This window comes from Denitrobacterium sp., from assembly GCF_056180635.1.
Window position 1 is genome coordinate 1 of record NZ_JAZZJS010000090.1, and the last position, 15,059, is coordinate 15,059.

Genomic DNA, 15,059 nt, shown 5'->3' on the forward strand with positions numbered 1-15,059 from the left:
GAAATCGGCCTTGTAAGGCGACTCCTCCAGCACGGCGAGCTGACTGGCTGAAAGCTGCGTCATCTCTTACTCCTCCTCGTCCTGCGAGGGGATGGCGATGAGCTCGTCGACGGCGTCGGCACCCAGCACGTCGCGTGCGCGGGCGAATACCGAAGCGCGAACGCAGCTGGAAGGTGCGGCGATGAGCGCGTCGTCGAACAGCGCGCGCACGTAGAGGTCTTCCGCCTCGCGCTGCGTGAGGCCGCGATTGCGCAGGTACTGCATCTGCTCGGGGCCCACGGAACCGATGGTGGCGCCATGATTGCCCGCAACATTGTCTTCGTCGCACAAGATCACCGGCATGGTCTTGTTCACCACGCTGTCGCCCAGCACCAGCACGTTTTCCAGCTCGGAGCCTTCGGCGCCATGCGCGCCGTGAATGAGGTCGATGGTGGCGCGCAGCGACTTGCGGGCCGCGTCGTCGAGCACGCCCGACTCCACGATGTTGGAAACGGTGCGCTCGCCACGCTGGCGAACCACGTGGTTGATGTCGATGGTATCGGCATTCTTGCCCAGGTAGCGCGCGGTCAGGTCGATGCGCGAAGCCTCGCCGTCGAGCGACGCCGCGAAACCGGCAGCCGTGGTGCCCGCAGCCAGGAAGAACTGACGCGCGTCGATGTGCGCGCCAGCGCCAGCGGTAATGCCAATCGACTCGGCGTGCTGGCCCTCGCCACCGCCCGCGATGAACTCGCGCAGATGCACGCGCGAACCACGTTCGGCGAGCACGCGCACAAGCGCTGCACTCGTAACGCCTTCGGGGGCATCGCCATGGCGATGAACGACGATGGTGGCCTCGGCACCAGCGCGAACCACGATGCCCGCGTCGACGATGTCACCGGCAGCGGCATCGATGTCGATCACGATGGCTTCCTCGCGGTGCTCGCCCGCGGGAACCTCATGCAGCACGGCGTCGGGCGCCTGGGAAACGACCCAGTCGGTCACCTTCTCGCCCATGCCGCATTCCACGGCGCTGAACAGGCGCGGCAGCTCGGCGCGCGTCTTTCCGCCACGAGGGCGTTCGGGCACGGTGAGCGTGATGTCGTTCGCGCGCAGGTAATTCCAGGTTTGCGCAGGGGGCGTGTTGACGCGCTCCAGCGTGCGCATGGGAATGGAAGTCTGATCGCTCATTATCCAATCGCCCCTTCCATCTCGAGTTTCACGAGGTTGTTCATTTCGACGGCGTATTCCAGCGGCAGCTCCTTCGATACGGGCTCGGCGAAGCCGCTTACCGCCATGGCGCGCGCCTCGGATTCCGTGGCGCCGCGGCTCATGAGGTAAAACACCGTCTCGTCGGAAATGCGGCCGATGGTGGCCTCGTGGCCCACGCTCGCCGTGGCGTTGCGCACGTCCATCGCGGGAATCGTGTCGGAACGCGACAAATCGTCGAGCATGAGCGACTGGCAGCTCACGGTGGCGCGCGCGTTATCGGCGCGGCGACCCACCACGATGGAGCTGCGGAACGTGTTGCATCCGCCGTCCTTCGAGATGGACTTGGTGTCGACGGTGGCCGTGGTATCGGCGCCGTTCAGCACCACCTTGCAGCCCGTGTCGAGGTCCTGCGTGGCGCCCGCGAACGTGATGCCCGTGAACTCGCAGTGCGAGCGGTCGCCCGCCAGGATGGTGGTGGGATACAGATAGCTCACATGGCTTCCGAACGAACCCGACACCCATTCCATCTTGGCGTCGGCGCCCACGTGGGCGCGCTTGGTGTTCAGGTTGTACATGTTCTTCGACCAATTTTCGATCGTGGAATAGCGCAGATGGCCGCCGTCCTTCACGAACAGTTCCACGGCGCCTGCGTGCAGGTTGGCCTCGTAGTACTTCGGGGCGGAGCAACCCTCGATGAAGTGCAGGTCGGCGCCTTCCTCCACCACGATGAGCGTGTGCTCGAACTGGCCCGCACTCGCGGCGTTCAGGCGGAAGTAGCTCTGCAGCGGGTAAGGCACGGTAACGCCCTTGGGCACGTACACGAACGAACCGCCCGACCACACGGCGTAATGAAGCGCCGCGAACGTGTGGTCTCCCGGAGGGATGAGCTTGCCGAAATGCTCGCGGATGACGGGCTCCCACTTCGGGTCGTGCAGGGCATCTTCGATGGTGGTATACACCACGCCCTGCTGCGCCACGTCTTCGCGCATGTTGTGGTAGACGATTTCGGAGTCGTACTGGGCGCCCACGCCGGCCAGGCTCTCGCGCTCGGCCTCGGGAATGCCCAGGCGCTCGAACGTGTCCTTGATCTCCTCGGGCACGTCGTTCCAGTCACGCGCCTGCTTGGCCTGCGGGTTCACGTACGTGGAAATGTGGTCGAGGTCGAGCCCCGCGATGCTGGGACCCCAGTTGGTTGCCATGGGCTTCGCGTGATACGTAGCCAGCGCATCGAGGCGCATCTTCAGCATCCATTCGGGTTCGTCCTTCTTGGCGCTGATGGCGCGCACAATCTCGGGCGTCAGACCGTCGTCGTAGCGCTCGTAGCCCTCTTCGGAATACGTGAAGTCGTAGAACGAGCGATCGACGTCGGCGACGTTGGTGCGGCTTGCGGTCTTTTCGGCCATTAGGCAATCACCGCCTCAGGCGCCCGCTCGAAACGCTCGAAGCCGTTCGCGTCGATGTCGTCGATGAGGTCGGAAGCGCCCTCGGCCACCAGGTGGCCATGCGACATAACATGCGTATGGTCGACTTCCAGACGCTCGAGGATGCGCGTGTTATGCGTGATGATAAGCAGTGCGCCGTTGCAGGTGGCGCGATAGGCCTCGATGCCGCGGCTCACCACGGCCAGGGCGTCGACGTCCAGGCCCGAGTCGGTCTCGTCGAGGATGGCCAGCTTCGGCTTCAGCAGCAGAAGCTGCAGCATTTCGAGCTTCTTCTTCTCGCCGCCGGAAAAGCCCACGTTCAGCTCGCGCGTGATGAACGAGTCGTCCATATCGAGCTGATCGGCGATTTCGTCGACGCGGTCGCGGAACTGACGCGCGGTCATCTTCAGCTCGGGGCGCTTGCGCGTGATGGTACGCAGGAACGAGTGCATCGGCACGCCGGGCACCTCCACCGGAGCCTGGAAGCTCAGGAACATACCGGCGAGCGAGCGCTTGTCGGAGGAATCTTCCGTTACATCGGCGCCGTCGAACTGAATCGAGCCCGACTTCACCTGGTATGAGGGGTCGCCCATGATCACGCGGCCAAGCGTGGATTTGCCTGCGCCGTTGGGCCCCATGAGCACGTGGGTTTCGCCTTCGCTGATCTGCAGGTCGATGTCATGCAGAATGGTTTTGTCTTCGGTGCCGGCACACAGGCCTGCTACCTTCAAGAGCGGTTGCGTCATGTCGTTCTCCTTGCGCCTTGCGCGTTTTTCATGCGGGGGAAGAGCCCCGCGAATCCTTCTTCTCGGTAGTTATACCTTAAATACCACCGAAAAGCTAGGATTATAATTAATTGTTCTGATTTCGGAACAAAGACGCAGTGGAGCGCGCGTGGGTACTCAAGGGCCCAGCCAGCGCGTATGCTATATTTACTCGGCAACTACGAAGCTTTACCGCGCGCCCCGAGGTGATCGCATGTCCACATCTACTACAACTACAGAGGCACGCGCCTTCCCCGCCGCGAACCCACAGCGTTCGCTTCTTATGCAATATCTTGCCGTAGTGGCTTGCTTCGTTGCGATAGTGTGCGCCACATTCGCCATCGGTGGGCACTTCCCGCTTTCCATGGCCACCGAAACGAGCGGCGTGGAGTATTCGGAATGGAATCATCACTACGTCGACGACGACCAGTACGCGCGCCTAGGCGATGCGCTTCTGCACGGCAACGTCACGCTCGATTTGCCCGTGGACAGCGAGCTCGCGCAGCTCGAGAACCCCTATGCGTTCACGCCGCGCTACGAAATTGGCGACGTCGACCACCCCATCTTCTGGGACCATGCGTTCTATCAGGGTAATTACTACTGCTACTTCGGCGTGGTTCCCGCCGTCGTGCTGTTCATCCCCGTGCAGCTCGTAACGGGCAGCTGGCTTTCGTCCGCCTCCGCCGTCTTCATCGGCGCCATCGGGGCACTGCTGGCCGGCGCATTCTTCGTATGGCAAATGGGCCGCCGCCTCTTCCGCAAGCCCTGCAACAGCATTGGACTGCTCACGCTTGCGCTGGGTACGTATTTCGTGGGAGCGAACATCACATACCACCTCATCGTGCCGTGGTTCTACTCCATCCCCATCCTGTTCTCGCTGATCTTCACCGCGCTGGGCATGGGCTTCTGGATTCGCGCGAAGCGCACGGGACAGGCCCCATGCGCCATATGCATCGCGCTAGGCTCGTTCTTCATGGCGCTTAACCTGGGGTGCCGCCCGCAGTTCATCCTGGTCTCGGCCCTAGCGCTCGTGCTCTTCCGCCAGGAAATCTTCAAAGAGCGCACCATCTTCTCGCGCACGGGCTGGCGCGCCTCGCTCGCCGCCGTGCTGCCCTACGTGGTTGTATTCGCGCCGCTGCTGACCTACAACTACGCGCGCTTCGGTTCGCTCACCGACTTCGGCAGCAACTACAACCTCACCGGCTTCGACATGACCACGTACGCGCAAAGCAAGAAGGTCACGCTGTACCTGATGGCGGAGTACCTCTTCGCGTTGCCCGACCCCACCGTGCAATTCCCATTCCTGGCCGAAGTCATCACGCTTCCCGAATGGTGCGAGTGGGCGCCGAACGAGCCGTTTTACGCGGGCTTCTTCTTCATCAAGCCCATCATGCTCGCCGTGCTGGCCATCCCGTTTTTCTGGAAGCGCCTGCGTAGCAGCGGATTCGCTCCGCTCATCATCGTCTCGGCGCTGCTGGCTCTGGTGGTGCTAGCGGTGGACACGCGCGTTGCGGGCATCACCGAGCGATACTTCAGCGATTTCGGCTGGTACTTCACGCTCATCGTGCTCGTGGTGCTGTTCGAGGCGCCCGAAGCGCTGGCGGAACGCCCCGCGGCCAAGAAGGCATTCTTCGCCGTATGCGCAGTGCTTGCGGTAGTGTCCGTTGGCCTGGGCATTCTTACCGGGTTCTCGGTAAACCACTACGCGAGCTTCGCAGCTACGAACACGGAATTGGCCCAGAGCGTCTACGCCCTCTTCGGCGCAACGCTGTAGCGTAAAATCGGCGCACCGATTACGCGCGCTTGCTTGCGGGCACCGTCTTCACGAACCCGAAGAAGTAGATGACGTGGCCCAGCCACACGAGGGCCAGGACGATGCGCCCCACCAGCACGTGCGACATCATGGCAAACGCAATGGCCATGACGAGCGTCACCGAGCCAACGATGGACAGCTTCGTCTTCAGCAGCATGCCCTCGCCCTTCGCGTACGTTGCGAGGTGCTTCTCGTAGAGCTTCGTGCCCAGGAACCAATCGTGCAGGCGCTGCGAGCCCTTCGCAAAGCAGAACACCGTGGCCAGATACAGGGGCGTGGTGGGCAGAACGGGAAGCACGACGCCCACCGTACCCAGAGCCAGGCACAAGCAGCCCAGCGCAAGCCAGAACACGCGGAAGCGCGCGGGCTTTCCCGTGGGCACATCCGCTACAGCAGCGGAAACGACGTCGGAGCCCTCCATTGCGGGCACGGACTCGGAATACGCAGGGGTTGCTACAGGTTTCATGGCGGGCCTATCTGCCGCATACGCGGCATGGTCTCTTTCGATTAGTCGCGCCTAACTATAACGCATTCCCCCGCCCCGCACAAAAAGAGGAGGGCTCTTCAAGAACCCTCCTCACGCAGGCTATGCGAGAGAACGCTACTTCCAGCGCGTCAGATACGCCTGAAGGCGATTCAGAAGCACGCTGATGAACGTGATGACCACGCCGATGACGATGATGCCGGCAAGGATGCGCGTGTAATCGCCGAAGTCGCTGTAGTACTTCACGTAGTAGCCCATGCCCACGCTGCCGCCGATCATTTCGGCCGAAGTGAGCAGGATGAACGACAGGCAGAGCGCGATGTTCAAGCCGTTGAAAATGAGAGGGAGGGCGCTTGGGAGGATAACGCGGAACAACGTCTTGGGAGCGCTCACGTTCAGGACGCGCGCAGAATCGAGGATGCGCTTGTCGACGCCCGCCACGCCCGCAAGCGTGCCCGTGAGCACGGGCCAGAGCGTGGCCAGGAAAATCACCAGCACGCTTGCGGCGCGGAACGTGGGGAGCAAGGCGATGCCGTACGGGATGTAGACAATGGGAGGGATTGCCGACAGGAACGACACGACCTTCTCGGTAGCGCGAGAAGTCCTTGCTCGATAGCCCAGCGCCAGACCCAGCACCAGGGCCACCACCGTGCCAAGGGCGAAGCCTTCGGCAATGATGCCCAGCGAGCTGGCGATGCCCGTGCCGATTTTCGCCGCATCGGCTACGATCTGCGCGAACACGATGCCGGGCGCAGGGAACATCTTTTCGGGAAGCACGTTCGCACCCGCCGTGGCAACCTGCCATGCGGCAAGCACCCCGAGTATGACGGCGGGAACATCAGCGAACGTATTGCGCGTTGCGCGCTTGCGCGCAACCAGGCACCCCACGGCGCCTACCGCCCAGACGAAGCCCCCAACCACCAGCGTGTAGAGCACCTGGGGGTCGGCCGACGTCTTGGCGGGAAGCGCCAGCGAGGCCAGGAATACCAGGAAGAGCGCCGTTGCGGGCGTTACCAAACGCTCGCGCAGCGTTATGCCGCGCACTTCGACGTAGCGCTTCTTGCGCTCGGCTTTCGCGCCGCGCTCTTTCTGCACGGGCAGCACGCCCGCGGGCGCCGTAGCAGCCCCTTGGATTTCCGCACTCATGCCGAATGCACCTCCTGGTACTCGTTCTCAAAGAAAATCTGCGACAGCTCGCCGCGGAATTCCGCGTAAGCGGGGTCGCGTAGAAGCTCGAGGCGGTGACGCGGACGCGGCAGCGGCACCTCGAACTCGGCGCGTACGCGGCCGGGCTCCATCATGATGATGCGATCGGAGAGAAGAATCGCCTCTTCAAGATCGTGCGTGACGAATACGACCGTCTTGCGCTCGTCACCCGGCTCGCCTTCCCAAAGCTCGAGCAGCAAGTCCTGCAGAATCGCGCGGTTACGCGCATCGAGCGCGCCGAACGGCTCGTCCATCAGCAGCACCTCGCCGCCCACGGCCAGCGCGCGAGCGATTGCCACGCGCTGCTGCTGACCGCCGGAAAGCTCCTTCGGGAAGCGATGACCCAGACCCCCAAGGGCGACCTTGTCGAGGTAGGTTTCCGCCAAGGAGCCGCGCTCCGCGCGGGAAAGCTTGGGGAGCGCCTGCTCGATTGCGAATTCCACGTTGCCGCGCGCCGTCATCCAGGGGAACAGCGAGTATTGCTGGAATACCACGCTGCGCTCCGGACCAGGGCCGCTCACGACTTCGCCGCCCACGGATACGGTTCCCGACGTGGGGGCAAGCAGACCCTCCAGCACCGAAAGCAAGGTGGACTTGCCGCATCCGCTTGCACCGATGACGCTTACGAACTCGCCTGGCTCCACGGAAAAGCTCACGCGATCCAACGCGGTGAACGTTTCCCCTCGCCCGGCATACGTCACGGTGAGGTTTCTGACATCGATACGCTTCGACATGGGGTACCTCTATTCGTACTCGTTGAAATGCTTTCGCAAAGACGCGTAGTACTCGTTGCTCGGATTTTCCTTTTCGAGCTGGGAAAGCGCCTGGTCATAGATATCCAGGTTGTACAGCTTCTCCAGGTCGAAGTCCTTCAGGTAACCGAAATCGGCTGCGCTGTCCTTCAGCTTCAGGGTTGCCTGGAAGTCGGGGTCGGGGTTCGAGTCGCAGTAGTCGGGCGTGAACACCTCGTACTCGATCTCGTCCTCGGGGATGTCGATGTAGGTCTTAACATCGGCAATGGTCTTCTGCTTGTTGGCCTCGTCCTTGTAGAACGCGTAGGCGCGGATGAGGGCGCGCTCGACCGCGATGAACAGGTCGGGGTTGTCCTTCAGCTCGCTGGTGAGGGCGACCTGGCGGCAGCAGGGCTGGTTCTGGAACAGCTCTTCGTCGGAGCACTTGTACACGATGGAATGACCCTGCGCCACGGCGATGGACGTGTACGGCGAGTAGCAGGACACGGCGTCGATCGTGTCGTTCGAGAAGGCGTTGTAGGCATCCTTCTGGCTATCGAAGAGCACGATGTTCACGTCGGAACCATCGTCCTGGCCGTAGGTGAGGCCATGGGAAGCCAGCAGCTGGTAGAGCTCGAGCTCCTGGACGGTGGTGCGAGGAACGGCGACGTTCCTGCCCTTCAGGATGGAGACGTCCCAGTTCGAGAGGCCCTCCGTGTACTTGCTCTTGATAACGTAGCCATGGCCGTTGCTCATGGCGCCACCGAAGATCGAGATGTCGTGGCCGGAAGACTGGTTCACCAGGGTGGGAACGCTGCCCAGGAACACGACCTGGAGCTTCTTCGACTCCAAACCGCTTACCAGTTCGCTCTGGCTCGAGAACTGCGTGAGCGTGGCGTTGATGCCCTCTTCCTTGAAGAAGCCCTCTTCCTTGGCTACGAATGCAAGTAGATGGGCCGTGGAGTTCAGATGGCCGAGCGTGACGTCGTAGGTCTTGGCGTCGTCGTTGCAGCAGGAACCGCAACTATCGGACTTGGAAGAGCTATCTTCCTGAGCGGCGCAACCTACAAGGCCAAATGCGGCAAGCGCGCCCACGCCAATGAGCGAGCCCTTCACAAACGATCGTCGGCTGTACTTGTTCTCCTGAACTGTCATTAGAATCCTCCTTTGATGTCTTTCGAATGAGCGCTATTACAGCACCCTTTCAAACCGATGACCAGGTATTTTGCACGGCATTAGTGCGATGGCTTGCTATCTACTTGGCCGATAGCAAGCCGCCTTTCAGGAGTTTTGCCTGTTCAGAAGGGTAATAAAGGTTCCAGGCATAAGAAAACGCCCCAACCTGGTTAACGTTTCCCCAGGTCAGGGCGTTGACGGTTTTTAGAATAGCCCGTTATCTGCGTTCCGCATGGCATGCAGCCGCGACATCGGTAAACGCCTGGAAAAGGCGCTTGGAATGGGGGCGCTCGCGCCACATGTGCTCGGGGTGCCATTGCACGCCCACAATGAAGCGCTTATCAGGCATTTCTATACCCTCGACGATGCCATCCTCAGGCGATACGGCGCTCACGACGAGCCCCTCGCCCAGCTTGTCGACGCACTGGTGATGGATGGTGTTCACGCCCAAACGCGTGGCTCCCACATATGACGCCAACCGCGAATCCTCCACAAGTTCCACCATGTGAGCCGGCAGCGTATAGGGGCGATGCTGCATATGCGCGCATTCCAGGCGCTCCTCGGCCTTGCGGATATCCTGGCGCAGCGTTCCGCCCAGCGCCACGTTGAGCGACTGCATGCCGCGGCAAATGCCCAGCAGGGGCTTGTCGGCCGCAACGGCTGCGCGCACGAGCGCGTCTTCCATGGCATCGCGGGCGCTGGCCGAACGATGCGTGCGCACGGTGCGTCGGCATCCATAGCGACCCGGGTCGATGTCCTGGCCACCGGGAATGAGGAAACCATCGCACGATTCCACCAGGCGCTCGATGTAAGCCGGGTCGGACGTGACGGGCAGCACGATGGGAATCGCACCCACTTCGAGCAGGCCACCCAGGTACCCATCGGATACGGCCAGGCCCGTCCACTCGAAGTCGTAGCGGGGCACGACGCCAATCACGGGCGCATCAGGCGAACCCGCGGGCATGCCCTTGCGCTTCTTCATGAGGCGATGCCATACGCTTGCGAGCGTGAAGCGATGCTTCACCATCGATGCGAGCGGCTCGAGGTATTCCGCCTCGCCCGGACGCAGCGAACCCGAGGCGAGCACCATCAGCAGATCGGCCCAGTACTCGGCGGAGCGGCCGTACACTTCGGCGCCGTAGCCGTACTGGCTCAGCTCGCGCTTTGCCGCGGCCACGTGGGCCTCGTCGACGTTCTCGAACAGGGTATCGAGCACGTCGAGCGTGCGCTTGCTATAGAAAAGCGCGCGAATGAGCACGGCGTATGCCAACGAGTACTCGATGGGCATGGCGTCGGCGGGGCGAATCTCGACGAAGTTCTTCAGGCGCACGTCGGGCCACACCATCGAAAGCGCGTGCTCGACTTCCGCGTCGGTCATCACACGATGCGCGTACAACTCGTCGAACGTGGTGGCTCCCACGTAGCGCCAGGGATCGCCCTCGTTCTCGCCCGGAGCAAGTACCGCCTCACGCGACAGGATGTAGTCGGCGTAGTCGGCGAACGAGTAGCCGCGCTTCAGCGAACCGGGCACCACGCCCGCTCGGTCCTGCTTCATGTTCGACCAAATGTGCGTGCGCACCATGTTGCACGGGCGCTCGCGCCCTTCGTACACGGGAGAGTTATCGCAGATAAGCGCCAGCAGCGGGCCGATGATCTGGGAAAGGCGCAGCTTGCGCATGGCATCGGCTTCGTTTTCGAAGTCGATGGAAATCTGCAGCGACGCGGAACCGCGCATCATGCAGATGCCCTCATAGGCCTGCTTGCCCAGGAAGTCGGTCATGCAGTCGTAGCGGAACTTCGGAATGAGTTCCAGGTCGCGGGCGCGCGCCGTGGGGTGGTACCCCAACATGGGCGTTTCCAAGCCGAACTCCTCCAGGATGGGATCGAGCTCGCTGCGGAACGCCAGATACGCCTCGTCGATTTCCACGACATCCTTGAATGGACCCGCCGAAATTTCCAACTGGCCAGCAGGTTCGGTGGAAAGGGCCACGCCGGGACGCTGAAGCCCCACGATGTTATCGCCTTCGTACTGCACCTTGTCGTAAAACGGGGCCAGGCGTTCCAGCACATCGCGCACGCCACCCGGCTCGGAATAGCTCACGGGCGCACCACCAGGACGCACGATAATATGCTCCAGTTCGAAGCCCATGCTCTGGCTGAACTTCTCGCCCGAAGAAAAGAACTCGACCAACTTCGCACGGTTGGCCGCATGAATTGTCTGCTCGCTTGTCAAAGCGTCCACCTCTACTTGCGGCGGTAATTCCCACCCTTTTACTAGGATTTCCATTATGTCAATTATAGATATCGCGTTATACGCGTCAACTTCACGCACCGCATGAGCATAATCGCAATCCATGCGCTGTCACGGGCAATGAGCAAGCTGTTACTTTCCCGTGCCGTGAATTCTACCCTTACGCGAAAGGCGCCCCAAGGACGCCCTTCGTTTCCGCGCTCCATCGAGAGCTGCCGCCGTTGGCGCCATTCCCGATGACGCGCTTCATATCGCGCCCTATCGGTGGTCGATGCGACGCGCAAGGCGGTCGCCAGCCGACTGGGCAATCTGCACGAGCACGACGCACAGGACCACCGCGACGACCATCACGTCGGCCTGCCAACGCTGATAGCCGTATCGAATGGCGATGTCGCCCAGGCCGCCCGCGCCCACGGTGCCCGCGATGGCGGAATAGCCGAACAGGTTCACGAGCGTGATGGACACGCCGCGCACGAGCGACGGAAGCGACTCGCGCAGCAGCACCTTGTAAATGATCTGGAACGTGCTTGCGCCGAACGCCTGCGCCGCCTCGATGAGCTCGGCGTCCACTTCCGCCAGGCTCTGCTCCACGATGCGCGCGACGAAGGGCGCCGCCGAAAGCGTGAGCGGCACGATGGCGCCGGGAACGCCCAGCGACGTGCCCACAATCAGACGCGTAAGCGGAATGATGGCCACCAGCAGAATGATGAACGGGATGGAGCGTCCGATGTTGATGATCCACCCCAGCACGGTATTCACGCCGCGATGCGGATGAAGGCCGCCCTTGTCGGTAACGTGGAACGCCACGCCCACGGGCAGGCCGATGACATAGGCGAAGAAGCACGAGACCACGGTCATGACCAGGGTGTCCCACGTACCCTGCGCCAGCAGCGCACCATAGCGTGCGATGAAATCGGATACGTATTCCATTACGCCACCTCCCCATCGGTGGGAGCGGCGCCAACGCCGTGCGACAGCAGCTCGCGCGCAACGTCGCTCTGCGGGTTCGAGAACACTTCCGCCGTTTCACCCTGCTCGACGATGCGGCCCGCATCGATGACGGCCACGCGATTGCAAATCTGGTGCGCTACTTGCAACGAATGCGTGATGAGCACGATGGTGACGCCCAGGCGCTCGTTGATATCCTGCAGCAGGTCGAGAATCTGGATGGTCGTGCGCGAGTCGAGTGCGCTCGTGGCCTCGTCGCAGAGCATCACGCGCGGGCGGTTCGCCAGGGCGCGCGCGATGGCCACGCGCTGCTGCTGACCACCTGAAAGCTCATGCGGGTAGCGGCGCTCCTTGCCGGAAAGCCCCACGATGTCGAGCAGCTTCTGCGCACGCTTCACGGCGTCGTCCTTCGATACGCCGCGCAGCTCCAGCGGGAACGTCACGTTCTTCAGCACCGTGCGCTGCTGGAAGAGGCTGAAATTCTGAAAGATCATGCCCACTTCCGAGCGTAGCGCGCGCAGGTCGGCGCCACGGTAGTCGGTAACGTCCTTCCCCTCGATGAGAATGCGCCCGTCCGTGGGGCGCTCAAGCAGGTTGATGCAGCGCACCAGGGTGGACTTGCCCGCACCCGATTCCCCGATGATGCCGAAAATGTCGCCTTCTTCGATTGTCAGGTTCACGTCGCTGAGGGCGTGCTGGGTCTCGCCATGCGCGTGATAGACCTTGGATACTCCCCGCAATTCGATCATGAAGGTCCCCTTTCACGTAGAAAGACGGGGCGCTAATGATGCGCCCCGCCATTACATGGACTGTCGATGCCTTAGAAGATGGCCTCGACGGCGCCCTTGTAATTCTTCTCGATGTAGGTCTTCACATCCTGGGAGGTGAGAGCCTTGGCCAGCTTCTGGATGGCCTCGTTCTTCTCGTTGCCCTCCTTCACGACCAGCAGGTTCGCGTAGGTCTGGGCGGCGTCGCCACTGGCGTCTTCCAGAGCCAGAGCGTCGGTTGCGGGGGTGAGGCCAGCCTCAACCGCGTAGTTGGAGTTGATGGCTGCGATGTCGACGTCGCTCAGCGAGCGGGCGATCTGGGCGGCTTCGAGTTCGACGAACTGTAGGTTCTTCGGGTTGGAGGTCACGTCCTGCGGCGTGGCGGTGATGCCCGCAGAGGAATTCAGCGTGATCAGGCCTTCCTGCTGAAGCAACAACAGAGCGCGCGCTTCGTTGGTGGTGTCGTTGGGAATGGCCACCGTCGCGCCGTCGGGCAGGGCGTCGAGCGACTTCGTCTTACCGGCATACAGGCCGAACGGCTCGTAGTGCACTGCCTGGACGCTTACCAGGTGCGTGCCGTTTTCCTCGTTGAACGACTTGAGGTAGGGGCCGTGCTGGAAGTAGTTGGCGTCAACTTCGCCGTCTTCCGTAGAGGTGTTGGGCTGCACGTAGTCGTTGAATTCAATGACCTTCAGCTCGATGCCTTCCTTGGCCAGAATGGGCGCTACCGCATCGTTGAGGATTTCGGCATGGGGCGTGGGCGACGCCGCAACCGTAAGCGTGGTAGCGGAAGCTTCACCTTCGGAGCTGTTGCTGGGAGATGACTCGTTGGAAGACGAAGACGCGGAGCAGCCCGCCAGGGCGAAAGCGGCTACCACGGCCACGGCTGCGGTGCCCAGGGCAATTCGGAATCGTTTGTTCTTGATGTTCAGCTTCATGGTGTTCTCCTTCGCTGTTCTGCCGGGCTCCGCACATGAGCCCGATCCTCCCGTACCACGATTCGCACCGTGGCTTTTCGTGTTGGACGGGCATATTACGTGGCTGGCAGGCAAGATTCAATAGATTCGATTGCAGGCCTTTTGGGCAGTTGGCTATCTATCCAAACGATAGGCCGATTCCCTATCATTTACCTGGGATAACAATGAGCGTGCTTTCCATGCATGGATTATCGGCGCAAAAATCCCCTTCGTGGCATTCGCAATTACCTATAACGCGCTATCGCGATATTCTGTCTTGCTTTATTCCTAGTATTTCGCTAGGATTTAGCTCGACAAGTAAACGGGACATGTGACAGCCCCCTGACAAGAAGGAAAGAGAAGCATTATGACCATCCATAAGAGCGTTTCAGAACTCATCGGTTCAACTCCCCTCGTCGAGCTTACTCATTACGAGGAGAACCATGGCCTGAACGCACGCATCGTAGGCAAGGTAGAGGCCTTTAACCCCGGCGGTTCGGTAAAGGACCGCATCGCCAAGGCCATGCTCGACGCAGCCGAGCGCGACGGCAAACTCGACAAGGACACCGTCATCATCGAGCCCACCAGCGGCAACACCGGCATCGGCCTGGCCGCGCTGGCAGCAGCCCGCGGCAACCGCATCATCATCACGATGCCCGAGACCATGTCGGTCGAGCGCCGCAATCTCATGAAGACCTACGGCGCCGAGCTGGTTCTTACCAAGGGTGCCGACGGCATGAAGGGCGCCATCGCCAAGGCGAAGGAACTCGCAGCTGAAATCGAAAACTCCTTCATCCCCAGCCAGTTCACCAACCCCGCGAACCCGGAAATCCATCACGCGACCACGGGTCCCGAAATCTGGGAAGCCACCGAAGGCAAAGTAGACATCCTGGTTTCCGGCGTTGGTACCGGCGGTACCGTTTCCGGTACGGGCGCATTCCTCAAGGAAAAGAACCCCGATGTGAAGGTAGTCGCCGTTGAGCCTGCCGGTTCTCCCGTCCTCACCGAAGGCCACGGCGGCCCTCACAAGATTCAGGGTATCGGCGCAGGCTTCGTGCCCGATACGCTCGACACCGACGTCTACGATGAAGTCATCGATATCGAAGACGAAGAGGCCTTCGAAGCCGGTCGCGAACTGGCAGCCAAGGACGGCCTGCTCGTTGGCATCTCTTCCGGCGCAGCCGTGGCGGCCGCTCGCAAACTCGCGGAACGCCCCGAAAACGCTGGCAAGCTCATAGTGGCCATCCTGCCCGACACCGGTGAGCGCTACCTGTCCACGGAGCTTTTCGAGTTCCGATAAGGGATCCGTTTCCTGATTTACATGGCATAAAGACTTGCTGTTGCGGGTGACCGA

General features: G+C 61.7%; 13 protein-coding genes. 2 read left to right on the forward strand and 11 right to left on the reverse strand.

Annotated features, from left to right (window positions below; all coding sequences use genetic code 11):
- Nucleotides 1-66: 66 nt before the first annotated feature.
- From AC04P6_RS08625 to sufC, 3 genes are read right to left on the reverse strand one after another with little or no spacing between them, the layout of a single operon-like run.
- Complete coding sequence (locus AC04P6_RS08625) at nt 67-1,167, reverse strand: SufB/SufD family protein (protein ID WP_475566218.1); 1,101 nt, start codon at nt 1,165-1,167, stop codon at nt 67-69.
- Nucleotides 1,167-2,591 (reverse strand): Fe-S cluster assembly protein SufB, encoded by a 1,425-nt coding sequence (gene sufB, locus AC04P6_RS08630; protein WP_475566219.1) that lies wholly within the window; start codon nt 2,589-2,591, stop codon nt 1,167-1,169. The genes AC04P6_RS08625 and sufB overlap by 1 nt, the downstream gene beginning before the upstream one ends.
- Entirely contained in the window at nt 2,591-3,355 is a 765-nt protein-coding gene (sufC, locus tag AC04P6_RS08635) for a Fe-S cluster assembly ATPase SufC (protein ID WP_475566220.1), read from the reverse strand. The genes sufB and sufC overlap by 1 nt, the downstream gene beginning before the upstream one ends.
- Before the next feature lie 319 nt (nt 3,356-3,674).
- On the opposite strand from sufC, the gene AC04P6_RS08640 reads away from it, so the two are divergent.
- Nucleotides 3,675-5,147: a hypothetical protein gene (locus tag AC04P6_RS08640; RefSeq protein ID WP_475566221.1), complete on the forward strand. Its 1,473-nt coding sequence runs from the start codon at nt 3,675-3,677 to the stop codon at nt 5,145-5,147.
- Nucleotides 5,148-5,166: 19 nt separating this feature from the next.
- Here the strand turns inward: AC04P6_RS08640 and AC04P6_RS08645 are convergent, their stop codons facing one another.
- The 8 genes from AC04P6_RS08645 to AC04P6_RS08680 form a co-directional block, all read right to left on the reverse strand.
- The gene (locus AC04P6_RS08645; RefSeq protein ID WP_475566222.1) at nt 5,167-5,652 is read right to left on the reverse strand and encodes a YbaN family protein; all 486 of its coding nucleotides are present in this window, start codon (nt 5,650-5,652) and stop codon (nt 5,167-5,169) included.
- Between the two features lie 135 nt (nt 5,653-5,787).
- Nucleotides 5,788-6,816, reverse strand: coding sequence for an ABC transporter permease (locus AC04P6_RS08650; RefSeq protein WP_475566223.1), 1,029 nt, complete (start codon nt 6,814-6,816; stop codon nt 5,788-5,790).
- Entirely contained in the window at nt 6,813-7,610 is a 798-nt protein-coding gene (locus AC04P6_RS08655) for an ABC transporter ATP-binding protein (protein ID WP_475566224.1), read from the reverse strand. The genes AC04P6_RS08650 and AC04P6_RS08655 overlap by 4 nt, the downstream gene beginning before the upstream one ends.
- 9 nt (nt 7,611-7,619) lie before the next feature.
- Nucleotides 7,620-8,762, reverse strand: coding sequence for an ABC transporter substrate-binding protein (locus tag AC04P6_RS08660; RefSeq protein ID WP_475566225.1), 1,143 nt, complete (start codon nt 8,760-8,762; stop codon nt 7,620-7,622).
- Between the two features lie 238 nt (nt 8,763-9,000).
- A complete protein-coding gene (locus tag AC04P6_RS08665) occupies nt 9,001-11,016 on the reverse strand; it encodes a glutamate-cysteine ligase family protein (RefSeq protein WP_475566226.1) in 2,016 nt (671 codons plus the stop codon).
- A gap of 276 nt (nt 11,017-11,292) precedes the next feature.
- Nucleotides 11,293-11,964, reverse strand: a complete 672-nt coding sequence (locus AC04P6_RS08670; protein ID WP_475566227.1) for a methionine ABC transporter permease — start codon at nt 11,962-11,964, stop codon at nt 11,293-11,295.
- Nucleotides 11,964-12,731, reverse strand: coding sequence for a methionine ABC transporter ATP-binding protein (locus AC04P6_RS08675; protein ID WP_475566228.1), 768 nt, complete (start codon nt 12,729-12,731; stop codon nt 11,964-11,966). Before AC04P6_RS08675 ends, AC04P6_RS08670 begins: the two co-directional genes overlap by 1 nt.
- 71 nt (nt 12,732-12,802) lie before the next feature.
- Nucleotides 12,803-13,687 (reverse strand): MetQ/NlpA family ABC transporter substrate-binding protein, encoded by an 885-nt coding sequence (locus AC04P6_RS08680; protein ID WP_475566229.1) that lies wholly within the window; start codon nt 13,685-13,687, stop codon nt 12,803-12,805.
- 385 nt (nt 13,688-14,072) lie between these two features.
- Between AC04P6_RS08680 and cysK the strand changes: the two genes are divergently transcribed.
- Nucleotides 14,073-15,005: a cysteine synthase A gene (gene cysK, locus AC04P6_RS08685; RefSeq protein WP_475566230.1), complete on the forward strand. Its 933-nt coding sequence runs from the start codon at nt 14,073-14,075 to the stop codon at nt 15,003-15,005.
- The last annotated feature ends 54 nt before the right edge of the window (nt 15,006-15,059 follow it).